This window comes from Phycicoccus sp. M110.8 (assembly GCF_032464895.1).
Lineage (GTDB): Bacteria > Actinomycetota > Actinomycetes > Actinomycetales > Dermatophilaceae > Pedococcus.
This window is the reverse complement of the sequence record NZ_JAWDIC010000002.1, coordinates 125,209-141,857: the sequence shown is the minus strand read 5'-3', so window position 1 is coordinate 141,857 and position 16,649 is coordinate 125,209. Positions and strand designations below refer to the sequence as shown.

General features: G+C 73.9%; 14 protein-coding genes. 6 read left to right on the top strand and 8 right to left on the bottom strand.

Translation table 11 applies throughout. From position 1 onward, the window contains the following. Nucleotides 1-42 precede the first annotated feature (42 nt). A complete protein-coding gene (locus RKE38_RS12145) occupies nucleotides 43-690 on the bottom strand; it encodes an urea carboxylase-associated family protein (protein WP_316007751.1) in 648 nt (215 codons plus the stop codon). Next, nucleotides 687-1,415: a guanitoxin biosynthesis heme-dependent pre-guanitoxin N-hydroxylase GntA gene (gene gntA / locus RKE38_RS12140; RefSeq protein ID WP_316007750.1), complete on the bottom strand. Its 729-nt coding sequence runs from the start codon at nucleotides 1,413-1,415 to the stop codon at nucleotides 687-689. Before gntA ends, RKE38_RS12145 begins: the two co-directional genes overlap by 4 nt. A 136-nt stretch (nucleotides 1,416-1,551) precedes the next feature. Here gntA and RKE38_RS12135 point away from each other — a divergent pair, with 136 nt between their 5' ends. Beyond that, the gene (locus tag RKE38_RS12135) at nucleotides 1,552-2,115 is read left to right on the top strand and encodes a DUF4396 domain-containing protein (RefSeq protein ID WP_316007749.1); all 564 of its coding nucleotides are present in this window, start codon (nucleotides 1,552-1,554) and stop codon (nucleotides 2,113-2,115) included. A 165-nt stretch (nucleotides 2,116-2,280) separates the two neighbouring features. On the opposite strand, the gene RKE38_RS12130 is transcribed toward RKE38_RS12135, so the two are convergent. From RKE38_RS12130 to RKE38_RS12110, 5 genes are all read right to left on the bottom strand, one after another. After that, entirely contained in the window at nucleotides 2,281-2,823 is a 543-nt protein-coding gene (locus RKE38_RS12130) for a hypothetical protein (RefSeq protein WP_316007748.1), read from the bottom strand. 101 nt (nucleotides 2,824-2,924) lie between these two features. Then, nucleotides 2,925-3,770, bottom strand: coding sequence for a glycosyltransferase family 2 protein (locus RKE38_RS12125; RefSeq protein ID WP_316007747.1), 846 nt, complete (start codon nucleotides 3,768-3,770; stop codon nucleotides 2,925-2,927). Further along, complete coding sequence (locus RKE38_RS12120; protein ID WP_316007746.1) at nucleotides 3,767-4,867, bottom strand: glycosyltransferase; 1,101 nt, start codon at nucleotides 4,865-4,867, stop codon at nucleotides 3,767-3,769. Before RKE38_RS12120 ends, RKE38_RS12125 begins: the two co-directional genes overlap by 4 nt. Next, the gene (locus tag RKE38_RS12115) at nucleotides 4,864-5,928 is read right to left on the bottom strand and encodes a glycosyltransferase (RefSeq protein WP_316007745.1); all 1,065 of its coding nucleotides are present in this window, start codon (nucleotides 5,926-5,928) and stop codon (nucleotides 4,864-4,866) included. Before RKE38_RS12115 ends, RKE38_RS12120 begins: the two co-directional genes overlap by 4 nt. Next, the gene (locus RKE38_RS12110) at nucleotides 5,916-7,001 is read right to left on the bottom strand and encodes a glycosyltransferase (RefSeq protein WP_316007744.1); all 1,086 of its coding nucleotides are present in this window, start codon (nucleotides 6,999-7,001) and stop codon (nucleotides 5,916-5,918) included. Before RKE38_RS12110 ends, RKE38_RS12115 begins: the two co-directional genes overlap by 13 nt. A 363-nt stretch (nucleotides 7,002-7,364) precedes the next feature. Here RKE38_RS12110 and leuS point away from each other — a divergent pair, with 363 nt between their 5' ends. The 5 genes from leuS (at nucleotide 7,365) to RKE38_RS12085 (ending at nucleotide 15,511) form a co-directional block, all read left to right on the top strand. Beyond that, complete coding sequence (gene leuS / locus RKE38_RS12105; protein WP_316007743.1) at nucleotides 7,365-10,262, top strand: leucine--tRNA ligase; 2,898 nt, start codon at nucleotides 7,365-7,367, stop codon at nucleotides 10,260-10,262. Between the two features lie 115 nt (nucleotides 10,263-10,377). After that, on the top strand, nucleotides 10,378-11,226 hold the full coding sequence (locus tag RKE38_RS12100) for a DegV family protein (protein WP_316007742.1): 849 nt from the start codon (nucleotides 10,378-10,380) through the stop codon (nucleotides 11,224-11,226). Next, complete coding sequence (gene plsY / locus RKE38_RS12095) at nucleotides 11,223-11,894, top strand: glycerol-3-phosphate 1-O-acyltransferase PlsY (RefSeq protein ID WP_316007741.1); 672 nt, start codon at nucleotides 11,223-11,225, stop codon at nucleotides 11,892-11,894. The genes RKE38_RS12100 and plsY overlap by 4 nt, the downstream gene beginning before the upstream one ends. Before the next feature lie 300 nt (nucleotides 11,895-12,194). Continuing rightward, on the top strand, nucleotides 12,195-13,157 hold the full coding sequence (locus tag RKE38_RS12090) for a helix-hairpin-helix domain-containing protein (protein WP_316007740.1): 963 nt from the start codon (nucleotides 12,195-12,197) through the stop codon (nucleotides 13,155-13,157). Beyond that, entirely contained in the window at nucleotides 13,154-15,511 is a 2,358-nt protein-coding gene (locus RKE38_RS12085; protein WP_316007739.1) for a ComEC/Rec2 family competence protein, read from the top strand. Before RKE38_RS12090 ends, RKE38_RS12085 begins: the two co-directional genes overlap by 4 nt. 47 nt (nucleotides 15,512-15,558) lie before the next feature. Here the strand turns inward: RKE38_RS12085 and RKE38_RS12080 are convergent, their stop codons facing one another. Beyond that, nucleotides 15,559-16,488, bottom strand: a complete 930-nt coding sequence (locus RKE38_RS12080; RefSeq protein WP_310155733.1) for a LysR family transcriptional regulator — start codon at nucleotides 16,486-16,488, stop codon at nucleotides 15,559-15,561. Nucleotides 16,489-16,649: the final 161 nt, after the last annotated feature.

Here is a 16,649-nt window from a genome sequence, read left to right as displayed (position 1 = left end):
CCCGACACCGCCCACCGGTTTGCGGGCCCGGCGCGGCACCCCTCAGTCGATGCGGTAGTCGATCGGCTTGCAGGTCCCGGCGTTGGACTTCTCGGCCGAGCAGGCCGTGAGCCCGACGTGCAGGTCCATCTCGGCACGAACCACGAACCGGTCACCGGCGACCGAGGTGGGCGGGTCGATGTGCAGCTCTCCGGACCGCTCGGACCACACGTTCATGAAGATGTTCAGCGTCGTCGAGACCTGGTCCGCCACGACACCGAACGGCTCGAGGCCGGACACGAGGTTCTCCAGGCAGCTCGGGTGGTAGGCGCCGTCGAACTCCGGGTAGAGGAGGTCGAACGTCTGCTGGCTGCACGGCGTGAGCAGGATGTCGTGGTGCCCGCACGTGTCGTCGACCACCGTGAGCATCGGCCGGCTGCGGTTGCTGTAGAGCACCGTGCCCGTCGTGACCGCGACCGAGTTCGCGTAGTCGATCGTCCGTCCCGTGGAGAACCACTCGGCGTGGTCCTGGGCGCTGAAGCAGAAGAGGTCGCTCACCTGCTCCCCGGTGGGGTCGACGACCGTGAGTTGCTGGCCCGCGGACAGCACGAAGCCGGTGCCGGTCTGCGGCGACAGCCGGGTGAAGCCCTCCGCCGGGCCGTCGAGCGCCTGCACGGGGACCTGACCGGTCCGCTCGAATGCCGTGCTCATGCCGTCGCCTCCTGTCCGCCGAGGGCCGGTGGTGCCCAGTCTGCCGGTACGGCCCGGCCGGAGTACTGGGCCGCCTCGGAGCTCCTTCCGTGGTCGGCGACCATGGGGTTGAGCGAGCCCTGCAGCGCGAGGTCGCGGTTGCGGATCGTGTCCCGCATGCGTTCGAACCTGTCGGAGGCGCGCAGCTGCTCGAACTGCTCGTGCAGGTTGAACACCAGCGTGGGCAGCGGGGCGCGCCGTGCGATGCGCGATGCCTGCGGGTGCAGGCCGACCACGAAGTAGGCCGTCCCGGCCACGCTGAAGGCGAAGTGCGGGTCGTCGGGGTCGGAGGACACCTGGGGGTCCCACGCCTGGTCGTCGACCTCGTGGAGCAGCTCGAGCTGACGCCACAGCAGCTGCTCGAAGTGCGCCTCGTCCCGCACGTCCGTGGTCCGGAAGACCGCCAGCAGGGACGCGAAGCCGGCGTCGAGGTCGGTGTGCGCCGCGAAGCGGGCGAGCCGGTCGAGCAGCGTCCTGGCCGCCGCCTCGGTCCCGAGCTCCTCGAGCACCTCGAGGCCGGCCCGGCTGCGGTTGAACACCGATCGCGCCCCCAGGCACGGGTACTCGGGGTGCAGCACCATCGTCTCGAGGGCCTCCGCCACCCGGTCGGGGTCGCTGGCACGGCCTCCCTCGTGGACGAGGGCGAGGTCCTCGAGGACGGCGGGCAGGGGCGGCTCGTGGCTCACGGAGCTCCTCGATGGTCGGCGACGGGCGGACCGAGTCGTCCGCGGACCCGTTACCTACCCGCGGGTACTCGCCGCAAACGTGGATCCGGCGCCCGGGCCGCGGAATATACCCGGAGGGGGTATGGTTGTGCTCACCATGAACGCCATCGGAGAGCACCAGGACCGTCACGGCAACGACCACCACGGGCACGGCCACAGCGGACACGTCCACCACGCGCAGGCCCACCAGGGGCACGACGCCACCGGCTCGGGACCGACCGGGTCCCTGTGGAGGCAGGCCGTCAGCGCCACGCTCCACTGCCTCCTCGGGTGTGCGATCGGTGAGGTCCTCGGCATGGTGATCGGCACGGCCCTGGGCCTGCACAACCTCGGCACGGTGGTCCTGTCGATCGCGCTCGCCTTCGTGTTCGGCTACTCGCTGGCGATGCGTCCCATCCTCAAGGCCGGTCTGACCCTCGCCGCGGCCCTCCCGGTCGCGCTGGCGTCCGACACCGTGTCCATCGCCACGATGGAGCTCGTGGACAACGCGCTCATGCTGGTCATCCCCGGCGCCATGGACGCGGGCCTGTCCAGCGCCCTCTTCTGGGGCTCGCTCGTGGTCTCACTGGCGATCGCCTTCACCCTGACGGTCCCCGTCAACCGGTGGCTGCTCGCCCGGGGCCGGGGCCACGCGGTGGTGCACCAGTACCACCAGCACTGACACGCAGCACTGACACAGCCGGGCCCACGGGCTCGTCGACACCTCCGCGGAGGTCGTCGGCGAGGCCGTGGGCCCTGCCAGTGCCGCCGGGGGCGCCACCTTCCGGGTCGGTCAGTCGCGCCGAGGGCGTCAGTCGCGCTGGGGAAGTCAGTGGCGCCGGGGGAGTCAGTGGCGCGAGGCGGTCGCCCCGGCGGGCCGCGCCTCGGTGAGCGCGTCGAGGTCCGCCAGCGCCCCGGCGACGAGCACCAGGCCGACCGACATGGCGCCGCGCCAGGCGATGGCCGACGGCGAGGTCCCTGCCGGCACCGTGGGGGTGAGGGCCGTGGTCACCAGCACGAGCCAGCCGCCGACCGCCATCAGCACCCCGGGCAGCGGCGGGAAGACCCGGGCGCGCACGACCGACAGCCCGAACAGGGCGAGCCCCGCCGGCGCCCAGCCGGGGTTCCCGGCGAACCCCAGGAGCAGCACCGCCAGCGCCGCCCAGCCGAGCCACGCCGACGGGGAGTCGGCCTGCCGCAGCTGGTACCCGACCAGCGCGCTCCCCACGAGCCCGGCGGCGAGCAGCCCGGTGAGTGACAGGAGGGCGGGCGGCAGCGGCGCCTGGACCGCGCTGAACATCCACCACGCGAACAGCACCAGCCCACCCGCGTCGCCCGCGACCGGACCCACGCGCTCGAGCGTCCCCGCCATGCCCGTCGACTGCGCCATGGGCCGAACGTACGACCCCCGGGTCGACCTCGCATCGTCCGATTGACGCAGGTGACGGGCGTGACGCAGGTGGCAGCGGCGACCAGCCACCTCACTCACCCTCAGCCGGTGGCCACCCACCGGCCGGCGTGCGCGTCGAACCGGGCCAGGCCGCGCCCGTGCAGCTCGGCCAGCCACCCCTCCATCGGGAACCAGCCCCAGCGGTCGTGGAAGACGTTGGCGTTCCTCACGATCGAGTGCCGGTGGCGCAGTGGGGGGCTCTCCTGCCCGTGGTGCTGGTGGTACGCCGGCGCGCCGCCGACCCACAGCATCGTGCCGCCCGACTCCCGGATCCGCTGCCCGAAGTCGGTGTCCTCGCCGCCGTAGCCCACGTAGCCCTCGTCGAAGCCCCCCAGCGCGTTCCAGCCCTCGGCCGTGACGGCGAAGGACAGCGACCAGAAGAGCCTGACGTCCTCGGCGACCTGCGTCGTCCCCGGCGCGGGTGCGGGACGGGCCGGGTGCGGTCGCGCGGTCGTGGCGAGCGAGGGCACGCGGTATGCCGTGGGGTGCCCGACCGGGGGCAGGTAGGCGACCTCCCCGCACGCGACGACGGGACCGGGCCGCCCGTCGCCCAGCACCTCTGCGTACCGGGCCACGGTGCCCGCGGCCGGGATGCAGTCCACGTCGAGGAACACCAGCACCTCGGCGCCGAGGCCCAGTGCGGCCGCTGCTCCTGAGTTGCGGGCGGCGGACAGGGGCAGCTCACCGCCGGCGGCGAGGGGCACCGGGACGACCGTCGCCGCCGGGTCGACCTCGTGCGCGACCGCTCCGACCTCCGGGTCGCCCATGGCGACGACGACCCAGGCATCGGCTCGCACTGTCTGGCGGGCCAGTCCCCAGCCCTGGCCGCCGAGGTGCTCGTGCCGCCCGTGGGCGAGGGTGACCACGGCCGTGCGCGGGCCGCTCACGCCGGCACCCGGGCGGCGAGACCGACGCCCGACAGGAAGCCGGCGGCCCGGGCGGCCCCGTCGCCCGTGCTCCAGCGGCCCCAGCCCTCCCCGCCGATGGCGACTGCCTGCTCCAGGAGCTCCGGCCACTCCCGTGGCCGCGGCCAGCTCGACCGGCCGACGGCCAGGCCGAGCTCCTGCACGCACTCGGCGGTCGCCACCTGCTCGTCGTAGGGGCGCGGCTGGGCGACCACGACGGCCGGGCGCCGTGCTGCCGCGACCTCGGCGACAGCGTTCTGGCCGGCGTGCGTCACCACCACGTCGGCGCGCAGCAGCTCGTCCCACAGGTCGGTCGACGCGTCCGCGCCGGGGGAGCGCTCGAGCCAGGTCCAGCCGGGGGTGGCGGCACGGGCGGCAGACACCTGCGCGGGTGTCGTGCCCCGGCCGCCCGCGCCCCAGAGCAGCAGGACCGTCCGTCCCGAGGAGGTGCTGCCGCGGGTGGTGTCGTGGAGGTCGAGCACGCTCGTGGAGGCGTCCTGCCGCTGCGTCGGGTCCGCGCCCACCGGTGTCGTGGCCCCAGCGCCCGCCCGGACCCGCGAGTCGAAGCGTGAGATCCCGCCGACGAACCGGGCCTTGGCCACCCACTCCGGCGGCCACGACCGCTCGTGCGTCCCCTCCGGCCACGGGGCCAGCAGCGCCTCGGCGGTGTCGTACGCCAGCCGGTGCGCCCGGTCGTCGCGGCGGCCAGGGAGGGCCACGACGACAGTGGGGACGCCCGCCAGCCTGGCCAGCAGCGCCACCTCGACCGACACGTCGACCACGAGCAGGCGCGGTCGGTGCACGGCCGCCCAGGACACGACCTGCTCGGCCCTCCGCGCCAGCCCGGCATGGCCGCGCGGGACCCAGTGGAGGGCGCCCCGCGCCGTCACGTCGGCGTCCTCGTCCAGGCGCTCGCCGGCTGCCTCGTCGTCGCGGGCCAGCTCGGTCCAGCCCGAGCTCCACCCCGCCGGGCGAGGGGCCGAGCTGAGCCCCCAGACCGGCTCGTCCAGTGCTGCCGCCACAGCCTGCATGCGGGTCACGTGGCCCGACCCCTGGTGGTGGGCGTAGTACCCGATCACGCGGCCTGCCCGACCCGCGTCATGTCCTGGTAGCGCTCGATGTACGCGTCGACCATGGTGTCGAGCGAGCAGTGCCGCACCGCGTGGTCGCGACACCCTGCGCGGTCCAGCAGGACCGCCTCGTCGAGCGCCCCGGCCGCGGCGTCGACGTCGCCCGGCGCGACGAGGACGCCGGTGCCCGGGACGACGAACTCGCCCAGGCCACCGCGGCGGTACCCGACCACGGGCGTACCGCACGCCAGGGACTCGGCCGCGACCAGGCCGTACGGCTCGTCCCAGGCGGGCGTCACCAGCGTCGCCGCGCTCGCCCCCACGAGCTCGCGCAGCTCGCGCACCCCCAGGTGCCCGACGTACTCGGCGCCGGACCCGAGCAGCGGCTCGACGACGTCACGGACGTAGGCGCGGTCGCCGACGGGACCGGCCAGCCGCAGCCTCCGCCCGCTCGCCGCGGCGATGGCGATGGCCTCGTGGGGTGCCTTCTCGGGGACCAGCCGGCCGAACCACGCCAGGTCCTCGCCGCCCGGGCCCGGTGTCCAGACGGAGGTGTCGACGCCGTTGTGCACGACCTCGGCGGTGGTGACGTGGCCCCACTGTGCCGCCGTGTGGGAGCTCACGGCGACGAACCGCGCGCGCGACTGGTCCATCAGGGCGATCGCGGGCTCGAGCCACGGGGTCGGCGGGGTGTGCAGCGTCGTCAGCATCGGCGCGCTGCAGGCCTGCGCCAGGGAGATGGGCACGAAGTGCAGGCTGTTGTTGTGGATGACGTCGACGTCCCCGCGCGAGCGCAGCTCGAGCATCACCTGCAGGTACGCGTGGTGCTCGCGCAGCCACGGCTCCGGTGGCATCGCGACGTCGGCACGCGCCGCGTCGCTGAGCTGCAACGGCGACACCCTGAGCTCGCGGGCGTCGAGGCGGGGGTCGCTGCCCGGTCCGGCGAACACGGTGACGTCGACCCCGCGGTGCCGGAGCCCACGCACCAGCGCCCACGTCAGCGACTCCAGGCCCCCGGCGAAGGGCTGGCGCAGCGGGTGGCGCGCGGCGGCGAGGATCACGACGTGCATGCGCGCCTCCGGCCGAGGACGCCCTGGTAGACATCGCGGTGCACCGCCGCGACCTGCTCGCGCTCGGCCAGGCGCTCCTCCGCGGTCGCCCGCGGGGCCGGCCGGCCCTCCAGCCACCCACGGTGCGCGTCGCGCAGTGCTGCCACGAGGGACGGCACGCGCGCGGGGCCGTCCGCGGCATACGTCAGGCACCGTCGCTGCTCGGCGTAGAAGCCGCAGTCGGGGGCGGCGACCCACGTGCCGAGGTCGTGGCAGGCCTCGAGCCAGCCCGAGTGGGTGCCGAAGCGGTAGGGCAGGACGGACACGTCGAGGCCCTGGAGGTACGTCCAGAGCTCGTCGTCGGTGAAGTAGTCGTGCACCCGGAGGTCGACCAGGCCGTCGTCGGCGAGCGCGGTGAGGTGTGCCGCGAGCGCGGCGTCGTGCCGGGCGAAGCCCTCCGTCATGACGTCGGTGTGCGCGTCAACACGGAGCACGGCCCCGGGCATGTCCTCGAGGGCGGCGACCACCCCGTCGACGAGGGCGAGCGGCTCCATGTTGGCGCGCAGGCTCTTGGCGTGCAGGCCCACCACGAACCCGTCGCGCGCGGGACGCGGGCGCCCGAGCACCTCCTCGGGGACGACGTGCGGGTGGGGGACGACGGTCGCGGTCCGGCCCCAGCGCTGCTCGATGACGGCGGCCGCGCCCGGGGTCAGCGTGAGGAGCGCGTCGGCGGCCGTGATGAGCACGTCGAGCTGGGCGTCGTGGGCCTCGGCCGTGGGGTGGTGCGGGTTGCGCAGGTCGTGCACGGTCAGCACGAGGGGCTTGTCGTGCTGGCGCAGGGCGAGGGTGAGCGCCTCGAGGTCCGCGGGCGACACGGCGTCGAACCCGAAGTGGACGTGCATGAGGTCGAACTCGGCCGCGTGGCCGTGCACCCACCCGCTCGTCAGCATCCGCGGCGGCCACCAGGGGGAGTCGGGGGAGGCGCCCGACGGGGGGTCGGGCAGGCGGACCACGTCGGCAGGTGCCGGCGGTGGCGGCGCCAGGTGCCGGACGTAGACGTGGCCGGACGGGACGGACGCGACGAGGATGCTCACAGCTGACCTTCGAGAGGGGGGTCGGGCGCGGCTGCACCCGACCAAAGGGGCAGCTGGCAGTTGGCTCGACCGGCTGTGGACTTTCTCCGTCCAACGTAACCCGGATCACCGACACTCGCCGACCACGGGGCTCACGGTCGTGGCCCGAGCGGTGCTGATCGAGCACGCGGGCCTGCGCTAACCTGTTCCCGTGGCACGGTTCCTGCTCCTTACCTAGCCGCGACGACGAACCGACCGGACGTCGACGCGGCCAGCCCCTCCTGCGCGAGGGGCTTCGTTGTGTGTGTGTGCGACAGGGCGCGGACCCGCACGCGGGACGGACCGTCGGGAGCAGGCCCGACCAGACGAGACGACGAGGATGAGATGAGCGAGACGCCGCACCGCTACACCGCAGAGCTGGCCGACCGGATCGAGGTCGCTTGGCAGGACCGCTGGGAGCAGGAGGGGACCTTCCACGCGCCGAACCCGGCCGGCCCGTGGGCCGAGCCCGAGAAGGTCGGCGACCGCGAGAAGCTGCTCGTGCTCGACATGTTCCCGTACCCCTCCGGCGCCGGCCTGCACATCGGCCACCCGCTGGGCTACATCGCGACCGACGTGTTCGCGCGCTACCACCGCATGACCGGCAAGAACGTCCTGCACTGCCTGGGCTACGACGCGTTCGGCCTGCCCGCGGAGCAGTACGCCGTCCAGACGGGTCAGCACCCGCGCAAGACGACCGAGGAGAACATGGTCGTCATGAAGCGCCAGCTGCGACGGCTGGGCCTGGCGCACGACGACCGCCGCGCGATCGCCACGATCGACCCCGGGTACTACAAGTGGACCCAGTGGATCTTCACCCAGATCTGGGACGCCTGGTACGACGTCGACGCGGTGCGCGAGGACGGCGGGCGGGGGAAGGCCCGTCCCATCCGCGAGCTGGTCGAGCAGTTCGAGAGCGGGGAGCGCCCCACCCCGAACGGCCGCGACTGGTCGGCACTGTCGCCCGCCGAGCGGGCCGAGGTGCTCGACGGCTTCCGCCTGGCGTACTCCTCGCAGGCGCCGGTCAACTGGGCCCCCGGCCTGGGCACCGTGCTCTCGAACGAGGAGGTCACCAACGAGGGCCGGTCCGAGCGCGGCAACTTCCCGGTCTTCAAGACCAACCTGCGCCAGTGGATGATGCGGATCACCGCGTATGCCGACCGGCTGGCCGACGACCTCGACCGGGTCGACTGGCCCGAGAAGGTCAAGCTCATGCAGCGCAACTGGATCGGGCGCAGCCAGGGTGCCCGCGTGCGCTTCCCCGTCGTGGGCCACGACGCCACGATCGAGGTCTTCACCACCCGCCCGGACACCCTCTTCGGCGCCACCTTCATGGTGGTGGCCCCCGAGCACCCGCTGCTGGAAACCATTGTCTCCCAGGGCGACTGGCCCGAGAGCGTCAACCCGGCGTGGACCGGCGGGGAGGACACCCCCGCAGCCGCGGTCGCGGCATACCAGCGGGCTGCCTCGCGCAAGTCCGAGGTGGAGCGGCAGACCGAGGGCAAGGACAAGACCGGCGTCTTCACCGGCGCCTGGGCCACGAACCCGGTCAACGGCGAGCGGATCCCCGTCTTCGTGGCCGACTACGTCCTCATGGGCTACGGCACCGGCGCGATCATGGCCGTGCCCGCGCAGGACACGCGCGACTGGGAGTACGCCGAGAAGTTCGGGCTGCCGATCGTGCGCACCGTGCAGCCGAGCGAGGGCCACGACGAGTCGACGGCCTTCACCGGTGACGGGCCGGCGATCAACTCGGCGAACGACGAGATCTCGCTGAACGGCATGGGCGTCACCGAGGCCAAGGCCGCGATCGTCGAGTGGCTGGTGGCCAAGGGCTACGGCGAGGCCACGGTCAACTACAAGCTGCGCGACTGGCTGTTCAGCCGCCAGCGGTACTGGGGCGAGCCGTTCCCGATCCTGTTCGACGAGGACGGCGTCGCGCACGCGGTGCCCGAGTCGATGCTGCCGGTCGAGCTGCCGGACGTCCCGGACTACTCGCCCAAGACGTTCGACCCCGACGACGACTCCTCGAGCCCGGAGGCGCCGCTGTCGCGCGCGACCGAGTGGGTCGAGGTCGAGCTCGACCTCGGCGACGGCTCCGGCGTGCGCAAGTACCACCGCGAGACCAACACGATGCCCAACTGGGCAGGCTCGTGCTGGTACTACCTGCGCTACCTCGACCCGGCCAACGACGAGGCGTTCGTCGACCCCGAGAACGAGCGCTACTGGATGGGCAAGCACGCGGCCACGGTCGAGGGTGCACCGGCCGGTGTGACCGACCCCGGTGGCGTCGACCTGTACATCGGCGGCGTCGAGCACGCGGTGCTGCACCTGCTGTACGCGCGGTTCTGGCACAAGGTGCTGTTCGACCTCGGCCACGTCAGCAGCGAGGAGCCGTTCCGGAAGTACTTCTCCCAGGGGTACATCCAGGCGTTCGCCTACCGTGACGACCGTGGCCAGCCGGTGCCCGCCACCGAGGTCGAGGAGGTCGAGGGCAGCGACCCGCAGGACCCCAAGTTCACCTGGCAGGGCCAGCCGGTCACGCGCGAGTACGGCAAGATCGGCAAGTCGCTCAAGAACGTCGTCAGCCCGGACGAGATGTACGACGCGTACGGCGCCGACACCCTGCGCGTCTACGAGATGTCGATGGGCCCCCTGGAGCTGTCCAAGCCGTGGGAGACGAGGGCCGTCGTCGGGGCGCAGCGCTTCCTGCAGCGCCTGTGGCGCAATGTGATCGACGAGGAGACCGGCGAGGTGAGGGTCGTCGACGCGCCGCTCGACCCGGACACGCTGCGCACCATGCACAGGACCATCGACGCGGTGTCGAAGGACTACCCGTCGCTGGGGTTCAACACCGCCATCGCGCGGCTCATCGAGCTCAACAACGCCCTGACCAAGCTCGACGCGGTGCCCCGCGAGGCGGCCGAGACGATCATCAGGATGGTGGCGCCGATCGCCCCGCACATCGCCGAGGAGCTGTGGTCGCGCCTGGGCCACGAGGACACGATCACCTACGAGCCGTTCCCGGTGGCCGACCCGGCGCTGCTCGTCGAGGACACCGTGACCTGCGTCGTGCAGATCAAGGGCAAGGTGCGCGACCGGCTCGAGGTGCCGGCCGACATCAGCGAGGACGCGCTGCGCGAGCAGGTGCTGGCGCTGCCCAAGGTCCTCGCCGCGACCGAGGGCGGTATCCGCACCGTCATCGTGCGGGCGCCCAAGCTGGTCAACGTCGTCCCGGTCTGAGCCGTCCCGGTCTGTGCCGTCCCAGTCTGAGCCGGGTGTCGACGGACGGCGCCGTGCCGTCCTCGTTCCGGCGGTGCGGGTCCCGCGTGGCCCGCGCCGCCGGTAGCCTGCGCGCGTGAGCGTCGCCCTCGTCACCGACTCCACGGCATACCTGCCGGCTGCGGTCGTCGACGCCCACGGCATCGGCGTCGTGCCGCTGCACGTCGTGATCGCGGGGACGGAGTACAGCGAGGGCGTGGACGTGAGCACCGCGGAGGTGGCCACCGCGTTGCGGGCGTTCAAGCCGGTGTCGACGTCGCGGCCCTCGCCGCAGGCGTTCCTCGACGCGTACGAGAAGGCCGCCGCCGGGGGAGCCGAGGCGATCGTGTCCGTGCACATCTCGGCCGACATGTCCTCGACCGTCGAGTCGGCGCACCTGGCGGCGCAGCACTCGCCGGTGCCAGTGACGGTGGTGGACTCGCGGTCCCTCGGCATGGCGATGGGGTATGCCGTCGTGTCGGCCGCCGAGCTCGCGGCCGGTGGGGCGTCGGCGGAGGACGTCGCCGCGGTGGCGCGCTCGCGCAGCGAGGCCTCGACCGTCGTGTTCTACGTCGACACGCTCGAGCACCTGAGGCGGGGCGGCCGGATCGGCGCGGCCTCGGCGCTGCTCGGCTCGGCACTCGCGATCAAGCCGATCCTGGGCCTGGAGGACGGGCACATCCGCCCGCTGGAGAAGGTCCGGACGTCGTCCCGGGCGCTGGCCCGGCTCGAGGAGCTCGCCGTGGAGGCCGCCGACGCCGCCGGTGGGGACGTCGACATCGCGGTGCACCACCTCGACTCCGCCGCCCGGGCGGAGGACCTGGCCGGCCGGATCCGTGGTCGTGTGTCGACGGCCGGTGAGGTCGTCGTCGTCGAGCTCGGCGCCGTCGTGGGGGCGCACGTCGGTCCCGGCACGCTGGCCGTGGCGGTGTCGCCGAGGCCATGACGGCGCTCGACGCGGTGGTGCAGTCGACCGGCGAGGTCGTCTGGTCGACGGGCGGTGTCGTGCAGGGGGTCGTCGCCGCGGTGGTGGCGTTCCTGCTGGGCTCGGTGAACCCGGCCACGATCCTCGCGCGGGTGCTCGGCAAGGACCTCGCCGGCTCCGGGTCGGGCAACCCCGGGGCGACCAACGCCGGTCGGGTGCTCGGCCTGCGCTGGGGGGTCGTCGTCGGGGTCGCGGACGTCCTCAAGGGCTACCTGCCGGTGGTGCTGGCGAGCGCGTTCCTCGGGTCCCTGGTGGCGCTCGTCGTCGGGCTGGCGGTCGTGCTCGGCCACATCTGGTCGCCGTTCCTGAAGGGGCACGGAGGCAAGGGGGTCGCGACGTCGCTGGGCGCGATCCTGGCGGTGCAGCCGTGGTTCGGGCTGGTCATGCTCGTGCTGTTCGTCCTGCTGGTGTGGCGGTTCCGCTGGGTGGCGGGTGCGTCGGTATCGGCCTGCCTGCTGCTGCTCGTGCTGGGGCTGCTGGCCGTGGTGGGGTGGCTCCCGGACTGGGTGCCCGACGTGAGCCGGCAAACGGGCGTGTGGTGCGCGGTGCTGGCCCTCGTCGTCATCTACCGGCACCGCCGCAACATCGAGCTGTGGCTGCTCGCCCGCCGGGAGTCGTCCACAGGCTGAGGCGTCGCCGCGGTCCGTCCACAGGCCCGCGGTCCGTGCTGCCGCCGCGGGTGCGTGCCTTCCTAGCGTTCCCGTATGCCGTTGCGCCGCCGACCGCCGGAACCCTCACCTCGCCTGCGCGCGCTCCTCGAGCGCGCCGGCGCGCACGATGCCGCCGTCGCGCCGAGCGGGCCCGTCGCGCAGGGTGGGCCTGTCGCGCGGGCTGTGCCTGTCGCGCGGGCTGTGCCTGTCGCGCAGGGGGTCCTCCCGGTGGGGGCGCGGGACCGTGTGGGCTCTGGGGAACCGGACGAGGTCCCGCTGGTGCGGCCGGGCGGTGTCGAGCTCGAGCTGTGGCAGCCGGAACGGGCGTGGATCGCCTCCACCCCCAGCGGTGCGCACGGCGTGCCCGCGGGACGTGCGGGCACGACGGATGAGCGGGTGTCGGCTCCGGGCGCGCCACCCCACGCGGACAGCGCAGCAGGAGCGGGCGGCGCCGCAGTCCGGCGTGGGGTCGTCCCCGGCAGGCACCGGAGGCCGCGACCCCCTGGACCCGCGTGGCTCGCGCTGCCCGAGGCGCTGCGCGGTGCCCGGCTGACGGCTCCCCGGGCCGCCGCGGCCGGTCTCCTGCTCGTGGTCCTCGTGGCGACCCTCGTCTTCGGGGCCCGCGTGGCCCTGGCGCGCGCGGCGAGCGAGCCGCGCCCGATCGCACCGGCACCCGCGCAGACCGGTGTCCTGACCCGTGGGTCGTCGACCTTCGCCACCTCGGCGACAAGCGCTGGAGGCGGCGGGCCGCCCACGACGGGGACGACGGTCACCGTGCACGTGGTCGGGCAGGTGGCCCGCCCCGGCATCGTCCGCCTGCCGTCCGGCTCGAGGGTCGGTGACGCTGTCGCGCGCGCCGGGGGAGCGCTCAAGGGGGCAGACGTGGCGGCCATCAACCTCGCGCGCGTGCTCGTCGACGGCGAGCAGGTGCGGGTCCCCAAGCCGGGAGAGGTCGTCGTGGCGCCAGCCGGTCCCAGTGCGCCCGAGGGTGGCGGCACCGGGTCGTCGGGTGGGGGCGGTGGCGCCGGCAGCCCGCCGGGTGGCTCTGCCGGTGCGCTCAACCTGAACCAGGCTACGGCCGCCCAGCTCGAGGACCTGCCCGGTGTCGGGCCCGTCCTGGCCCAGCGCATCGTCGACTGGCGCACCGAGCACGGCCGCTTCACCACCGTCGACGAGCTGAACGAGGTCAGCGGCATCGGCGAGAAGATCTTCGCCGAGCTCAAGCCGAAGGTCACGGTGTGAGCGCCGCCGCGTCGCTCCCGGACCGGCGCCTCGACCTGCGGCTGCTCGTGCCCGCCCTGGCGGCATGGGCCTTCAGCGCTGGGGTGCTCGGCGTGCGACCGGGACTCCTCGCCGGCGTCTCGACGGCGTTGGTGGTCGTGTCGGTCGTCGCCCTCGGACGGCGGCGGTGGGCCGCCGGCGGCCTGGTGACCATGTGCGCCGCTGCGTGCGCGCTGACCGGGGTGTCGGTCGCGGCTCACTCGGCCGAGCGCTCCGCGGGTCCTCTGGGGACCCTGGCCCGGGACCATGCCACGGTCGAGCTGGTGGCCACGGTCTCCACGGACCCGCGGCTGCGGCAGACGAAGGGTCTCGCCGGGGCCAGTGTCTACGCGCGCCTCACCGTGACCCGGGTGGCTGCGCGCGGATCGGTGAGCCGGGTGGCAGCTCCGGTGCTGCTGGTCGGGGACGAGCGGTGGCGTGACGTCCAGTGGCACCAGCGGCTTGCCGTCCACGGCCGACTGGTTCCGGCCGACCCCGGCGACGACGTCGTGGCCGTCCTGAAGCCCTCTGGCGGGCCCGTCGTCGTCGGCCGGCCGGGAGTGGTGGCGCGGGTTGCCGAGCACCTGCGGTCGGGGCTGCGCCGGGCCTCGGACCCGCTGCCCACGGACGCCCGGGGACTGCTGCCCGCCCTCGTCATCGGGGACACGAGCCGCACCCCGTCGGACCTGACCGACGCCATGCTCGCCACCGGGATGACGCACCTGAGCGCCGTGTCCGGCTCGAACGTCGCGATCGTGCTCGCCTTCGCCCTCGGCGCCGGCCGGCTGTTCGGACTCCCGAGGCGCGCCCGGGTCCCGTGGGCCCTGGTCGTGCTGCCCGGCTTCGTCGTGCTGGCGCGTCCCGAGCCCAGCGTCGTGCGCGCGGCCACCATGGGCGCCATCGGGCTGCTCGGCCTCAGCGCGTCACGCCGGGCGGCTGGCGTGCCCGTGCTGTCTGCCGCCGTGGTCGTCCTGCTGGTCGTCGACCCGTGGCTGAGCCGGTCCTACGGCTTCGCGCTGTCGACCCTGGCGACGCTCGGGCTCCTGCTGTTCACACGGTCGTGGGGCGACGCGATCGGCCGGCGGCTCCCGTCCCGTGCCAGGTCCCTCGGCCCCGCGCTCGCCATCCCCGTGGCCGCGCAGGCGATGTGCGCGCCCGTCGTGGTGCTGCTCCTGGGGTCGGTGTCGGTGGTCGGGGTCCTCGCCAACCTCCTCGCCGCCCCGCTCGTGGCCCCCGCGACCGTGTCCGGCGTCGGTGCGGCCGTCGTCGCCCCGGTGTGGCCCTTCGGCGCCACGCTGCTGTGCTGGGTCGGTGCCCTGCCCGCCCTGGGCATCTGCTGGGTGGCCCGTACCTGTGCGACGGTCCCCGGCGGGACCATGCCGTGGCCCGACGGAGCCCCCGGCGCGGTCCTCCTGGCCGCGCTCACCGTCGTGGTCGTCCTCAGCGCCCGGCGCTGGGCCCACCTGGCTCGCTGGCACCCCGTGGCCTTCGTGTCGGTCGTGGTCCTCGTCGTCGCGGGGGCGGCTCCGACGTCCGCGGTGTCCTGGCCGCCCCCGGGGTGGCGGTTCGTCGCGTGCGACGTCGGCCAGGGCGACGGGCTCGTGCTCGCGACGACGCCCGGCCACGCGGTGGTCGTCGACACGGGGCCCGACCCCGCCCTCATCGACGCCTGCCTGCGGCGGCTGCAGGTGCACGTCGTGGACTCGGTCGTGCTCACCCACTTCCACGCGGACCACGCTGACGGGCTCCCCGGGGTGCTGCGCGGCCGGACGGTTCGCGGTGTGCTCGCCACCCCTGTGCGGGACCCGCCCTACCAGTGGCAGGAGGTGGAGCGATGGACGCGCGCACGCGGCATACCGGTCACGGGCGTCGCCGCCGGCGACCACCTCAGCTGGCCCGGGGTGGAGGCCGACGTGTGGTGGCCCGCGCGGAAGCTCGACAGCGGCTCGGTGCCGAACAACGCCTCCGTCGTGCTCGCCGTGCGCACCGGGCCGGTCGACCTCCTGCTCCTCGGCGACGTGGAACGGGAGGCCGCGCACGCGGTCCTGCTGCAGCTGCGGCGCGACCCTGCGATGGCCGCCCGGGCGGGGAGCTTCGACGTCGTCAAGGTCGCGCACCACGGCTCGGCCAACCTCGACCCCGACCTGCTGAAGGCGGTTGCCGCTCCCATCGCGGTGATCAGCGTCGGGAAGGACAACGACTACGGGCACCCGTCACCCAAGGCGCTGCAGGTCCTCGCGCGCGACGGGTATGCCGTGCTGCGCACCGACCAGCGCGGCGACGTGGCGGTCGTCGACGACCACGGCTCGGTCGGGGTGACCTGGCGACGCCGCTGATGGCGCGTACGTTGCCGTGAACCCGGCCCGTGGACCCGCCGAACGGGTCAGGTGCTGGCGAGGACGCGGGGCTTGGCCTTGGCCGCCTCCACCAGGGCCTCGATCGTGGCCTGCACGGCGGGCACCCGCTGGAGGTCCGGCGTGGTCACGACACTGACCGTGCGCCGGGACGCGGGCTGGATCGGCAGCGTGACGACGTCGCGGTGGTGGGCGGTGCGCAGGATGAGGTCGGGGATGAGCGCCACCCCCAGGCCCTCGGCCACGAGGCCGAGCACGGCGACGTAGTCCTCGGTCTCGAACCCGACGTTCGGCGAGAAGCCGGCCGTGGCACACATCTGCAGCAGGTGGCCGCGGCACCGCGGGCAGCCGGCGATCCAGTTCTCGTCGGCGAGCTTGGTGAGGTCGGCGACCGGCTCGGTGGCCAGCGGGTGGTCGCGGGGGAGGGCGAGGCGGACCTCGTCGTCGAGGAGCTTGTGCTGCACGAAGAGGTCCATGTCCTCCTCGCCGCGCCCGACGTCCGTGCCCTCGTAGGCGAAGGCGACGGCCAGGTCGCACTCACCCGCCTTGAGCGCCGCGAGGGACTCGGGCGGCTCGGCCTCGGTGAAGGTGACCTGCACGTCGGGAAAGCGCTGCTTGACCAGCGCGAGCGCGCGGGGGACGAGCGTCGCCGAGCTGGAGGGGAAGGCCATGAGGCGGACGCGCCCGGCCCGGAGCCCGGCGATGGCGGCGACCTCCTCCTCGGCGGCGTCGAGGGCGGCGAGGACGGACACGGCGTGCCGCGCCAGCACCTGGCCGGCCTCGGTGAGGCGCACGTTGCGGCCGACGCGCTCGACCAGGACGGTGCCGGTGCGCTGCTCGAGGCGGCGCACCATCTGCGAGATGGCGGGCTGGGAGTAGCCGAGGGCGAGGGCTGCTCCGGTGAAGCTCCCCTCGTCGGCGATCGCCTTCATGACGCGAAGGCCGGCAGCGTCGATCATGGCCTCAGCATAACTCAGCGTTATCGAAATCCCACCGATCTTTCGGCACGGTGATGGTCGTCGAGGCGGAGCGGCGTCCGGGCCCTGTGGACGGCACGGTCGACGGAATCGGGCAAATCCGTAGAATCGCTGTCGCAGACAGGCCGCCCGCAGGCGGCTGC